This is a genomic window from Streptomyces sp. NBC_00038 (genome assembly GCF_026343635.1).
Taxonomy (GTDB): Bacteria; Actinomycetota; Actinomycetes; order Streptomycetales; family Streptomycetaceae; genus Streptomyces.
In genome coordinates this window covers 5448886-5460785 of record NZ_JAPELQ010000001.1, presented here as the reverse complement: position 1 = coordinate 5460785, position 11900 = coordinate 5448886, and the positions used below count along the sequence as shown (strand labels likewise).

14 protein-coding genes are annotated in these 11900 nt (G+C 71.3%); 7 read left to right on the top strand and 7 right to left on the bottom strand.

The genetic code is table 11. The annotated features are described in order from the left end of the window. Positions 1 to 188: 188 nt before the first annotated feature. Positions 189 to 1154 (top strand): hypothetical protein, encoded by a 966-nt coding sequence (locus tag OG219_RS24665; protein WP_266829905.1) that lies wholly within the window; start codon positions 189 to 191, stop codon positions 1152 to 1154. Here OG219_RS24665 and OG219_RS24660 read toward each other — a convergent pair. Together OG219_RS24660 and OG219_RS24655 are read right to left on the bottom strand one after the other, a co-directional pair. Further along, positions 1139 to 1405, bottom strand: coding sequence for a DUF397 domain-containing protein (locus OG219_RS24660; protein ID WP_266829903.1), 267 nt, complete (start codon positions 1403 to 1405; stop codon positions 1139 to 1141). The two genes, OG219_RS24665 and OG219_RS24660, sit on opposite strands and share 16 nt — an antisense overlap. Then, complete coding sequence (locus OG219_RS24655) at positions 1365 to 2213, bottom strand: helix-turn-helix transcriptional regulator (RefSeq protein ID WP_266829901.1); 849 nt, start codon at positions 2211 to 2213, stop codon at positions 1365 to 1367. The genes OG219_RS24660 and OG219_RS24655 overlap by 41 nt, the downstream gene beginning before the upstream one ends. 86 nt (positions 2214 to 2299) lie before the next feature. Here OG219_RS24655 and OG219_RS24650 point away from each other — a divergent pair, with 86 nt between their 5' ends. Together OG219_RS24650 and OG219_RS24645 are read left to right on the top strand one after the other, a co-directional pair. Beyond that, positions 2300 to 2728 (top strand): ATP-binding protein, encoded by a 429-nt coding sequence (locus tag OG219_RS24650; RefSeq protein WP_266829899.1) that lies wholly within the window; start codon positions 2300 to 2302, stop codon positions 2726 to 2728. An 80-nt stretch (positions 2729 to 2808) separates the two neighbouring features. Next, positions 2809 to 3129, top strand: a complete 321-nt coding sequence (locus tag OG219_RS24645) for a DUF6401 family natural product biosynthesis protein (protein ID WP_266829897.1) — start codon at positions 2809 to 2811, stop codon at positions 3127 to 3129. 9 nt (positions 3130 to 3138) lie between these two features. Here the strand turns inward: OG219_RS24645 and OG219_RS24640 are convergent, their stop codons facing one another. Next, positions 3139 to 3912 (bottom strand): hypothetical protein, encoded by a 774-nt coding sequence (locus OG219_RS24640; protein WP_266829895.1) that lies wholly within the window; start codon positions 3910 to 3912, stop codon positions 3139 to 3141. 118 nt (positions 3913 to 4030) lie between these two features. Between OG219_RS24640 and OG219_RS24635 the strand changes: the two genes are divergently transcribed. After that, positions 4031 to 5275, top strand: a complete 1245-nt coding sequence (locus tag OG219_RS24635; protein WP_266829893.1) for an amidohydrolase — start codon at positions 4031 to 4033, stop codon at positions 5273 to 5275. Here the strand turns inward: OG219_RS24635 and OG219_RS24630 are convergent. The 3 genes from OG219_RS24630 to OG219_RS24620 all read right to left on the bottom strand — a co-directional run bounded on the left by OG219_RS24630 (position 5272) and on the right by OG219_RS24620 (position 8644). Next, a complete protein-coding gene (locus OG219_RS24630; RefSeq protein ID WP_266829891.1) occupies positions 5272 to 6459 on the bottom strand; it encodes a hypothetical protein in 1188 nt (395 codons plus the stop codon). The two genes, OG219_RS24635 and OG219_RS24630, sit on opposite strands and share 4 nt — an antisense overlap. Before the next feature lie 83 nt (positions 6460 to 6542). After that, complete coding sequence (locus OG219_RS24625; protein ID WP_266829889.1) at positions 6543 to 7976, bottom strand: PP2C family protein-serine/threonine phosphatase; 1434 nt, start codon at positions 7974 to 7976, stop codon at positions 6543 to 6545. A 29-nt stretch (positions 7977 to 8005) separates the two neighbouring features. Next, positions 8006 to 8644 carry an NAD(P)-dependent oxidoreductase gene (locus tag OG219_RS24620; protein ID WP_266829887.1) on the bottom strand — a complete coding sequence of 213 codons (639 nt, stop codon included), beginning with the start codon at positions 8642 to 8644 and terminating at the stop codon, positions 8006 to 8008. A 103-nt stretch (positions 8645 to 8747) separates the two neighbouring features. On the opposite strand from OG219_RS24620, the gene OG219_RS24615 reads away from it, so the two are divergent. Next, the gene (locus tag OG219_RS24615) at positions 8748 to 9227 is read left to right on the top strand and encodes a hypothetical protein (protein WP_266829885.1); all 480 of its coding nucleotides are present in this window, start codon (positions 8748 to 8750) and stop codon (positions 9225 to 9227) included. A 69-nt stretch (positions 9228 to 9296) separates the two neighbouring features. Here the strand turns inward: OG219_RS24615 and OG219_RS24610 are convergent, their stop codons facing one another. Then, positions 9297 to 9893, bottom strand: coding sequence for an SH3 domain-containing protein (locus OG219_RS24610; RefSeq protein ID WP_266829883.1), 597 nt, complete (start codon positions 9891 to 9893; stop codon positions 9297 to 9299). A gap of 212 nt (positions 9894 to 10105) precedes the next feature. On the opposite strand from OG219_RS24610, the gene OG219_RS24605 reads away from it, so the two are divergent. Next, positions 10106 to 11014: a hypothetical protein gene (locus OG219_RS24605; protein ID WP_266829881.1), complete on the top strand. Its 909-nt coding sequence runs from the start codon at positions 10106 to 10108 to the stop codon at positions 11012 to 11014. A 91-nt stretch (positions 11015 to 11105) separates the two neighbouring features. Further along, complete coding sequence (locus tag OG219_RS24600) at positions 11106 to 11891, top strand: alpha/beta fold hydrolase (protein WP_266829879.1); 786 nt, start codon at positions 11106 to 11108, stop codon at positions 11889 to 11891. The last annotated feature ends 9 nt before the right edge of the window (positions 11892 to 11900 follow it).

Sequence of the window (11900 nt, the reverse complement as noted above, 5' to 3'; positions counted from 1 at the left end):
CGAGCGTGCTGTTACGTTTCCGCGCCGGGGATTGGCAGATGCGTCCCAGCGGTGTGTGCGTTTGGCCAGGTGGAGTGGGTGGGGTGGTGGGACAGATCTGCCAATTGCTGCCTGTCAGCCGGCCGGCCGGCGGAGGTGTCATGGGGCGCCCGTCGTGGAATGACACCGGAATCAACGGGGGAGGGCGCATGGGGCATGAGGCACTGATGACCGCGGCGGTCAAGGAACGGGTGGTCGGCGAGTGTGAGGGGTGGTTGCGGGCGGGGTTGTCCATCGAGCCTTGTGACCGGGCGGGTGCCGAGGCCGCCGTCGTCGCGCGGTATCGGGCCCATGGGCTGAGCGCGCCGGAGACCGTCGTCTGGATGGACTCCCCGCTGGGCGGCGCGTTGGCCTCCTGGGTGTTGCGCCACGGTTTTGAACACCGGGTCGACGGGCGGCTGTTCACGGATGCCGATGCGGGGCCGCCGAGACAACTGGCGCCCGAGTTCGCCGAGCAGGTCGAGCGGCAGCTCCGCGAGCAACTCGCCCCGGGGGCGGGCGGGCACGCGCGGCCCATGCTTGCCGGGCCGTTCGGCGACGCCCTCGTCGATGCGCAGAAAGCGCTGGTCGAGGCTCTCGGCGCACCTCTGCGGGACATGCTCAGCGTGGCGTGGGACAAGGGGGAGTCCGGCGCCTACGAACTGAACGAGGAGATGGAGAACGCCCTCAGATGGCAGGCCAAGCCGAACGATGTGCTCTCGGAATTCGGGCTGCTCGTCTACAAGGACCTGCTGGCGAACCTCCGCGGTCCCATCCCGGCCCGCATCGTGCGGCCCGAGGTGGACAGAGGTGACGTCATCACCCCGCCGCCCCCGCCGAGCCGCGAAGAGCTCCACCTCTGGGAGCAGTTCGGCGGAGCGCTCGACTCCTGGTCGTACGCCGAGGACCTGATCCACTGGCGCTGCATGCTGTACGCCGCCGGGCTGCCCGCGTCCCCGGCCCTCGACGCCGAGCAGGACGTCCTGTTCCGGGTCGGCCGGTGGTGGCCCCTGGAGGGCGCGGCCGTCCTCACGGAACGGCCGGTCGTCCTGCGGTACGAGGAGCCGGACCCCGGCGAGGTCGATCCGACCGACGTTCTGATCCGGTACGCGGACGGTTATCAGCTGGAGGCGTAGGCGACGAACGCCGAGAAGGCGTCGGGGCTCACCGTGAAGACTCCGGCTTCGGGGTTCTTGGAGTCGCGGAGGGCGATGTGGGGGGTGAGGTCGGCGACTTCGAGGCAGTCGCCGCCGCTGCTGCCGCTGTACGACGACTTGTGCCACTTGGCGGTGCCGAGAGGGGCACACTCGACGCATTCGCCGCCACTGGATCCGCTGTACGACGACTTACGCCACTGAGCGCGCGTCGCGTCCCGGCTGCTGCCCATAGCGTTCCTCCATCACGCGAGCGATCAGTGCCGCCGACTCCCTCGGAGAGAGGGCCTCGGCCTGCAAGCGAGCGTAACCGACCGAACGCTCCCTGATCACTTGCGGGTTGGCGGTCATGTGACCCGAGTCGTAGCTCTCGTTGTAGTGCAGCGCCGGGTCGTCGTCGAAGCGCAGGAGTGTGAACGAGCCCATCATCCCGGCGTGCTCACCCGCCGAGAACGGCAGCACCTGGAGCTCCATCCACGGCTGGCCGAAGAGACCCAACAAGTGGGTTAGTTGGTCCCGCATCACAGCCTTGCCACCGATCTCCCGGTACAGGACGGCCTCGTCCAGCACCGTCCACACCACCGGCGGACTGTCCCGCTTCAGGATGCGCTGGCGCTCCATCCGAGCGGCCACCATCTCGTCGAGCTTGTCTGCCTGCTCGACGCCGAGCACGGCTCGCGCGTACGCCTCCGTCTGGAGGAGCCCGTAGACAAGCTGGCACTGGTACGTCGAGATGTACTCGGCCCTCGCCTCCATCTCCGCATACTGCTGAAACCACGTCGGCAGTTGGCTCCGCAAAACCAGCCCCACCAACCGCGAAAACGCCCCGTCCGTCATCAGCGCCGCGTCGACCCGCTCGGCGAAATCCCTGGTCGGGACCTTGTGGGCCGTCTCGACCTGCCCGATCAGGGACCCCGTACAGAAAATGCAGGAGCCCAACTCACCCTGCCTCAGGCCCGCCGCTTCTCTCTGGCGCCGCAGCTCCGAGCCGAAGTAGTCCAACGGAGAAGCGCTGGGATCGAGTTCGCGGATGTTGGGCATGGAGCGGTCACCCCCAGGTCCGAACGCCCGGCGGCGTTCATTTCATTCTGTAGCCGAGCGTAATCACTCCACTCCACGCTGGTGACATGAATCACGCAACTGACCCCCCACACACGGCGATTGCCGCGAGGTACGGCATCAGCTTCACCGTCGGTGAGCACTCGGCGCGGCACCTGCGGCGCATCCTGCGGGCGTATCTGATCGCCTGGGAGATGACGGAGCTGAACGACGCCGCCGGGCTCGCGCTGACCGAGCTGGTCGCGAACGTCGTACGGCATGTGCCGGGGCGGCGGGCCGCGCTGCTGATGCTGTGGTCGGCCGAAGGCGTACGGGTGGAGGTGACCGACACGTGCCCGCGGCCGCCGTTGTCCACAGCTGTGGACGAGCTCGGGGAGGGCGGGCGGGGACTGGTGATCGTGGAGGGGGTCACCGACCGGTGGGGGTGGACTCCGCTGCCGGGACGGGCGGGGAAGACGGTCTGGTTCGAGTGTCACGTCAAGCCGGGCCCGATGTGACGAGGACCAAGACCCGATGTGACGGAAACCATGACAAAAGGCCCTCCCCTGCGAGGGGACGACGCGCCTACCTTGGGGGCATGTCACCCCTGGCCGAGATCAGCCGCGCGTACGCGCCCCGCTTCGCGGAGTTCGCGTTCGAGCCCGGTTTCACGGCCGCCGTGGACCAGCACGTGGCCGAGCTGCGCGAGCGGCTCGCGGCGGGAGGGCCGGAGCTGGTACCCCGGCCCCCGACACACGAGGACCTCGCGGACTACGCCCTCGGCTTTCTCGACGCGCTCGCGGAGCTGGACTGGCGCGAGCCCGTCGGCCACGACTACGCGGTGTGCCGCCTCACCGCCATCAGCTGGCTGGTGAGGCAGCACGGCCTCCTGCCGGAGCAGCGCACCGACGGGGACTAGGGCCGCCGCTCACATGTCCGTCGTACGCGGCATGTCCGTCCGTTCCTGCACCGGCTGGTTCGACATCGCGTCCTGGCGGCCCGCCTGGTAGGCGGACATGCTGCCCTTGGCGTTCGCCGTCTCGCGCTCGGCGGTCGTCAGCCAGCGCTCCCAGCGCTGGCGCATCGGGCCGATCATGCCGCCGCCGACACCGACGATCATGATGCCCGCGCCGGTGGCGAGGGCCGCGTACAGGACCGGCTGGGTGACCGTGGTGGCGATGCCCGCCTGGCCGAGGGCGGCGATGACGCCGAGGGCGAGGATGCAGGCCCACATGATGGTCGCGACCGTCTTGCCGTACGAGACAGAGGACAGGGCGCTGCCGACGATGCCGCGGACCGCGTTCGCGATGGCCATGGCGATGACGATCAGGACGACGGCGACGATGCCGCGCGGCAGCCAGGCCACGATGCCGTTGATCATCGTGCTGACGGGGTTGGCGCCGAAGACGCCCAGCGCGAGCTGGAGGGTGATCAGCATCAGCGCGTAGTAGACGATCTTGCAGACGATGCCTGTCATGTCGTACTTGGAGTCCTGGAGCAGGCGGGCCGTGCCCGCGCGTTCCGAGAGCCGCTCGGAGCCGACCTTGCGCAGGACACGGTCCAGGACCCTCGCGATCAGCTTCGAGACGAACCAGCCGATGGCCAGGATGACCAGGAAGCCGATCAGCTGGGGGATGAACTGCGCCACCTTCGACCAGGCGTCGTTCAGACCCTGGGTGAAGTCTATGGAGAGGTTGACCATGAGCGGCTCTTCCTTCGGTGGACTGCGTCCCCCTCCCTCGTGAATAGCAGCGGACGGCCGCGACGACCTTGGCGAGCGCCGCCATCCAGGTGACAGGGAGCCGGTCTACGCTGCGTTCATGACCTCTGCCGCCGCACGCGCCGCGTTGGACATCACCGCCGACCTCCCGGTCTCCGCTCTGGAGGACTTCTACCGGGACCTGCACCGCCACCCGGAACTCGCCTTCCAGGAGCACCGCACGGCGGCCGCCCTGACCGAGCGCCTCACCCAGGCGGGGTTCGAGACGGCCGAGGGCATCGGCGGCACCGGAGTCGCCGGGGTACTGCGCAACGGCGAAGGACCGACCGTGCTGCTGCGCGCCGACATGGACGCACTGCCCGTGACCGAGGAGACCGGGCTGGCGTACGCCTCACAGACGCCCGGCGTGATGCACGCCTGCGGGCACGACATGCACGTGACCTGGCTGGCCGGCGCGGCGGCGGCGCTGGCCGCCGGACGTGACGCCTGGTCCGGGACGCTGCTCGTGGTCGGCCAGCCCGCCGAGGAGTCCGGCAAGGGCGCGGCCGCGATGCTCGCGGACGGGCTCTACGACCGCTTTCCGCGCCCCGACGTCCTGCTCGGCCAGCATGTGACGCCCGGGCCCGCGGGCCTGTACGCGCATGTGCCGGGGCTGATCATGTCGGCCACGACGGACGTCGACATCGTGGTGCACGGGCGGGGCGGACACGGATCGCGGCCGGAGACGACCGTCGACCCGGTGGTGACCGCCGCGTACATCGTGACCCGGCTGCAGACCGTCGTCAGCCGCGAGATCGCCCCGCGCGAGTCGGCCGTGCTGACCGTCGGACGCATCGAGGCGGGCACGGCCTCCAACATCATCCCCGCCACCGCCCGTATCTCCCTCAACCTCCGTACGCAGTCGGAGGCGGTCCGGGACCGGATGCTCGCCGCCATCCGCCGGATCGCGGAGGGCGAGTGCCTCGCCGCGGGCTGCCCGCGCGGGCCCGAGGTGACGCTCGGCAACGGCTTCCCCGCGACGGTGAACGACGCGGACACCGACCACCGGGTCGCCGGCGTCCACCGCGAGGTGTTCGGCGAGGCCACCGTCTTCGACCCCGGCCCGGCGATGGGCAGCGAGGACTTCTCCCAACTCGCGGACGGCAAACTGCCGTACGCCTACTGGTTCGTGACGAGCACCCCGGCCGCGGTGTGGGACGAGGCACCGGGCGAGGACCTGATGGAGAGGTTCGACGCGGTGCCGAGCAACCACAGCCCGCTCTTCGCGCCCGACCTGTCCGTGGTCGCACCGGGCGTACGGACGCTGGTGTCCGGGGCGCTCGCGTATCTCGCCCCCGCCGACTAGCCGGCGAGCTGTTCCGTCGCCTGCAGCTCGTTCAGGTGTTTCTGTACGTGACTCAGCGCGCCCTCGCGGCGGCCGGGGACCCGGCCACGCAACTCGGCCAGGGCGGGCCCGAGTTCACGGGCCCGTGCCGCGTCGCGGATGCTGCCCCACTGGTGGTGGGCACGGTCGGCGGCCGTCTCGACGGCGACCGCGTCCGGGGCCTGGCCCGCACCGAGCCGGGCGTTCGCGACCGCGAGCCAGGTCCGGCAACTGCGGACCGGATCCCCGGCGAACATCGCCAGATCCGCACGGACTTCCATCCAGTGCAGCACCTGCTCGGAGGCGGGACCGTACATCCGGAGAGCCTCCTGCTCCTGCCGCGCGGCGAGCGAATCGGCTTCACCATGCTGCTCGGACTGCACGGCCGCTGCAATGAGGGCATGCGGGTCGACAACTTCCAGCCCGTCCGGCGTTTGAGGACGAGGCCGTTCAGGCCGATAAGGGGGTCTGGGGGCAGAGCCCCCAGGTACGGGTTGGGTAGGGGCGGAGGGGGCGAAAAACCCCACCCCGGCACCAACTCCGGGCTCCAGCACCATGTCCCCGTACGCGCCCTCCCCCACGATCCGCCCCAGCGCCTGCTGATGAAGCTGCGGAAGCGGCGGCCGGTAGCCACTGCGGAGAAGCGTGGCGACCGCCTTCATGTACGCCGGCGAAGCCACCGTACGGCGGGGCGGAGGCGGAGCAACGCGCCCGTACAGCGCGGTGGTCGGCCCCGCGGTGAGCGGGCGGGCGGTGAGGTGCTGCCAGGCCTCCGGATCGGCATGCAGGTCGACCACCAGCGTGCTGGTACCCGGCGGCCGCAGCCGCAGTTCCTCGGCGATCCAGTGCCAGGGAAAGGCGGTGTAGCGGACCGTCGCAGGGGTGGTGCGGGCAAGGGCGAGGTGGGGGAGCCGCTGGCGCCGGTCCAGCTGAAGCTGGCCGGTCACGAACACCGTCAGCGGCCCGGGGGCCGCCGCAGCCGCACGCAGCCGCGTGAGGACGGCCTGCGGCTCCAGCGGATCGGCGAGTTCCACCACGTTCGCGGTGTCCGCGCCGGACAGCACCGCGGGGGACACCGCCGCGAGTACGGGGAGCACGGACGCCGCGTCCACCAGACGCCCCTTGCCCACCGGCGAGGCCGCGAGAAGCAGCACGGTTCCGGGCATAGGTTCCCTCCCCATCGATCACGTACGCCAGCACCGTAACCGCTGCGCCTGCAAAGGTGGGCGGCCGGAGTGCAAACGCCCGGCTATGACGGGGCTTGTACCTCACCCGGGGGCTGCTGCCGGCGTCGTACGGCGAAGATCGTCGTGTCGTCGGCCAGGCGTCCGCGGCAGTGGCGCAGGGTGGCGTCGCGGACGAACTCCACGAGGCGCTGCGGGTCGGCGATGCCCGGATCCTCGGCCGCGGCGCGGGCCACGCTGTCGCGGAGCGGGTAGAAGACCCCGGCGGAGTCGCGGGCCTCGGTCACGCCGTCCGTGACGAGGAGCAGGGTCTCGCCGGGGGCGAGCGGGACGGTGATCAGCGGCGGCGGATGGTACGTCAACTCGCTGAGCCCGAGCGGGAGTCCGTCGCCGGGCGGCAGGGAGCGCACCCCGCCGTGGGAGATCACGAGCGGCGGTTCGTGGCCGAAGTTGATGACCTCGACGGTGTCGAGAGAGACCGGCGAAACCGGGTCCTCGGGCGAGACCGGGACTTCGGGCGGAACCGAGCCCTCGGGCGAAACCGGGACGTCCGGCGAGACCGGGACTCCAGGCCGAACCGCGACCTCCGGCGCAACCGAGCCCTCGGGCGAAACCGGGACGTCCGGCGAGACCGGGACGTCGGGCCGAACCGGGACTTCCGGCGAAACCGCGACTTCGGTCAGACTCGCGCTGTCCCGCCGGGTCGGGCCGTTCCAGGCGGCCCTGGGAAAGCCGACCAGGATCGCCGTCGCGAAGCGGTCGTCGTCGTCGTAGCCGAGCGAGGCGCAGTAGTGGACGTGCCGGAGCATGCGGATCTCCAGGCGGTCGGAGACGGTGCGCAGGAGCGGCGCGTGGTACGCGGACTCGCGGAACGTGCCGAGGAGCGCGGCCGCCGCCTCCACCGCTCCGAGCCCCTTGCCCTGGACGTCGCCGAGGAGGACGCGGGTGCCGTACAGGCCCGGCTGGATGTCGTAGAAGTCGCCGCCGACGCGGGCCTCGCTGTCGGCGGCGAGGTAGACGGCCGCGTGGTCGAGGCCGCCCCAGCCCGGCGCCAGCGGGCGCAGCAGGGTGCGCCGGGTGGTCTCGGCGACGTCCATCATGTGCAGCATCCGCCGCTCTCCGCGGACCCGGACCGCGCAGGCCAGCGTCGCGAGGATGCCGCCCACCCCGACGAGGATGAAGTCGGGCAGGCCGGTCTGGTACTGGTGCGGCCAGGAGGTGTCCACGGCGAAGTAGGTGAGCAGCGAGAGCACCGCGAAGGCGGCCGTGCCCCACACCCCGCAGATCGCCGCCGCGATACCGGGCACGAGCACGATCCAGGAGATGATCCGGAACTCGCCGGAGGTGTTCGCGTCGGCCAGCGTGATGCCGATGAGGAGGAGCAGCGGCGGCACCCAGGCGACGCTGTGGCCGCGCAGCCGCAGGACCCGCTGCCGCTGGAGCGCGTCCGGCCGTCCGGCGGGGGGCAGTTGCTCGATGACGGACCGCCGGCCGCGCACCTCGCCGTACCGCCTCTCCCTCGTGCCCGTCAGTACGCGACCGACATCCGGGCGCGCGGATGGGCGTCCTTCTCCAGCTCGTCGACGAAGGCGACCGCGTAGTCCTCGGCGCTGATCCGGCTGTTGCCGTGCTCGTCGGTGAGGAGCTGGTCGCCGCCGATGCGGAAGCGGCCCGTGCGTTCGCCGGGGGCGATCTCGGCGGCGGGCGAGACGTAGGTCCAGTCGAGGCCGTTGTCGAGGCCCCGGTAGAAGGTGAGGGCGTCGCGCTGGGCGAGGGCTTCGGGGAGGTAGGCCTCGGGGAAGCCGGGCTGGTCCGCCGCCGCCTGACCGGGCGCGACCTCCAGGCTGCCCGCGCCGCCGGCGACCACGAGCCGCCGTACACCGGCCGCCCGGACCCCCTCCACCAGCGACTGGGTCAGCGCGAGGTAGGGGCCCCGGGGATCCGTGCCGTCCCTGGGCGGCGCACACGCGGAGGCCACCGCGTCCGCGCCCGCCGCCAGCTCCGTCACCTTCGCCGGGTCCGAGACGTCCGCCGCCGCCGTGATGACGCCGGGGACCGGGGACTGCCCTGACCGGCTCACGGCGATGACCTGGTGTCCGCGTGCCGACGCCTCCGTGGCGATACGGCTGCCGACCATGCCGGTGGCGCCGAAGAGTACGAGCTTCATGAAGCCCAGCGAAACACGGTGCCCCGACCCCCGCATCCCGACTTGCCAGGGGCCCGGGCGAGGTGTGCCCTGGAGGCAGGGGCGAGGAGAGAGGAGTGCTCCCATGGCTCAGGCAGCACCCGCATCACCGGCGTCAGGGACACCGCGCACATCCCGGCCGCGTACATCCGGAGCGGATCAGCCCGGCTTCCTGTACGACCTCATGGGCCCGCGGGCCGCGAGCATCGTGAAGTGGACGATGCCCGTGGTCGGCGGGCTCATCTACGGCTTCTGGGCGGCGGCCATCAACCGCGACACCGGCGCGATCACGGGCTGGAACGTGCTGTTCGGGTTCGTGTGCGCGATCGCGTTCGCCGCGGCCTGGATGGGCGTGCGCATGTTGGCTCCGCTGATGAAGCGTGAACTGCACGCGCTGCTGTGGATGTCGTTCGCGGGTATCGCGTTCGGTTTCATCTACAGCCAGACCGGCGCGACCATCCTGCGGTCCGTGATCATGTCCCTCGCGGTCGCGGCGAGCGTGTACGTGGTGCTCTTCTACCGCTACTACACGCACGAGGACGCGGAGGGCCACCGGGTCGGCTGACCCTGCGAACCCGACATACGGCACACGAGGCCCCGGCGCAGCAGCCGGGGCCTCGTGTGTCTCCCTCACTCACCTGCCCCCTGGGATCCAGTCCCAGGAGCTCGACGTGGAGCCGGAGGCGCTGAAGCTCCACGAGCCGGAGACGCTGAAGCTCCAGGAACCCGAGCCGGCCGAACTGGAACTCCAGTCGGAGTCACCGTTGTTCCAGCCGCTGTCGCGGTTGCTGTTGTTCCAGCTGTTGTCGCCGTTCTTCCAGTTGTCGTCGTCCCAGGCCCCGTCCTTCCAGTCGGGGCACGGGTCCTGACAGCTGGGCACCCACTGCCTGCCGGTGTCCACGAAGGCGGCGCTGGCCCATCCCTGCGCCCCGACGAGCCAGAACCAGTCCGTGTTGCCGAAGACGCTCTGCCCCTGCACCGCGCACAGGACGCGGTCCTGACTGCCCGGCGAGAGCCTGTCGACCAGGGACGAGTTCGCGGTGGGCTGCTGTCGTACGTTCAGATCGCCACGGGAGACGACGGTGCCCCATATGGGACTGTCCGAGCCGCCGCCACCGGAGGTGTGAGCCGACGGGACCGCCGCCGCCGAGGTGCCCGCCATCGCGACGGTGAGAAAACCGCCGGTCAACAGGGCCGCGGCGAAAGTCCGCTGGGCCGGGGTGGATCGCATATCGGCCTCCTTTTCCCCAGAACCAGGTAACACCCGTTCGGGTGAGGCCTCCACCGGAGAGCGTGCGGGCCGTGCGGTTACTGGGCTGTGGGCGGGTGCGCGGTGAGCCCCGCACGCGGGACGGGGTCTCTGGTCCCCGTACGGCTTGTCATATGCGCCCATTTGCAGCCAAACCGCTCGCGCGAGGAGCCCCGGAGGCCTTGCCTGGTGGGGTGTCCCACCGTGTCCGCAGCGCCGTTTCGGCCGCGCTGATCGTCCTCGCCTGCCTGCTCACGCCGCTGGGCGCGCTCTCGGCCTGGGCGCTGTACGGGATCGGCGACACGGCCCGCTACGAGGCCACGATGGCGCCGCTCGCCGCCGACGCGGACGTACGGGACGCGATCACGGCCGGTGTCACCGACGGGATCATGCGGGAGGTCCACGTACGGCCGCGGATGCAGGGCCCGGTGAACTCCTTCGTGCGGGACGCGGTGCGCTCGTTCACGCAGACCGAGGCGTACCGCACGGCCTGGGAGACCGCGAACACGGCCGCGCACGACGCCGTGATGCGGGCGCTGCGCGACGACAGCGAGGGGGCGGTGACCGTCGACGTCGCGACCGTCACCGAGCGCGTGAAACGCCAACTCGCCGACGACCACATGCCGTTGGCGAACCGTATCCCCGTCGAGCACACCCGGATCACGGTGCTCGCGGCCGAGGATCTGACCCGGCTCCGGAAGGGTTTCCACGTGCTCGAAGTCGCCGCGTTCTGGCTGCCCGCCGCCTCGGTCGTCCTGACCCTCGCCGGGATCCTGGTCGCGGTGTGCCGCCGCCGCGCGGTGCTCTCGACGGGGCTCGGCACCGCACTGGGCGCCGCGCTGCTCGGCGTGGCGATCGCCGTCGGCCGCCGGCTCACCCTCGCCGACCTGCCGCCCGGCGTCTCCCCCACGGCGGCGGGCGCGGTGTACGACGCCCTCACCTCCACGCTCCGCCTGGCCTGCTGGCTGCTCCTCGCACTCGGCGTCACCGTGGCCGCCGCCGCGCTGCTCAGCGGCGTGTACGCGCGGCACCGGCGGACGGGCACGGGGGAGGAGCCCGCGCAGGCTCCGGCGGAGGAGGCGACACCGCAGGTCCGGGCCTGACGGGGTGCGCGGCCTGCCACCCTCTCCACACATTGCACTAGATCAAAGCCCTTATTGCACTGAGGAGTTGAGCGGGCCTAGGGTCGTGACCATGGCACCCGACCTTCTCGCGTACGAAGACACAGGCAGCGCCGGCTCTTCGGCGCTCCCCCTCGTCCTGATCCACGGCCACCCCTTCGACCGCACGATGTGGACCCCGCAGATCACCGCGTTCGCCCCCTCCCGGCGGGTCGTCGCCCCCGACCTGCGCGGCTACGGCGCCTCCCCGGTGGTGCCCGGCGTCACCCCGCTCTCCACGTTCGCCGAGGACATCGCGGCGCTCCTCGACGACTTGGGGGTCGAGGAGTTCGTCCTCGCCGGGCTGTCGATGGGCGGGCAGATCGTCATGGAGTGCTACCGGCAGTTCCCGGAGCGCATCCGGGGGCTGGTCCTCGCGGACACCTTCCCGGCCGCCGAGACGCCGGAGGGGAAGAAGACGCGGAACGCGATGGCGGACCGGCTGCTGCACGAGGGGATGCGCGGCTACGCCGACGAGGTGCTGCACAAGATGGTCGCGCCGTACGCGGACCCGGAGGTCGCCGCGCATGTGCACCGCATGATGACCGCGACCTCCCCCGAGGGCGCGGCGGCGGCCCTGCGCGGCCGCGCGGAACGCCCCGACTACCGCTCGCTCCTGACCGGGGTCACGGTCCCGGCCCTCGTGGTCGTGGGCGCCGACGACGAGTTCACCCCGGTCTCCGACGCGCAGGCAATGCACGCGGCGCTCCCCGACTCCACGCTCCAGGTGATCGACTCGGCGGCGCACATGCCGAACCTGGAGCGCCCGGAGGAGTTCAACGAGGCACTGGCCGCCTTCCTGGCACGGGTGGACGGCTGACCCGGAGAG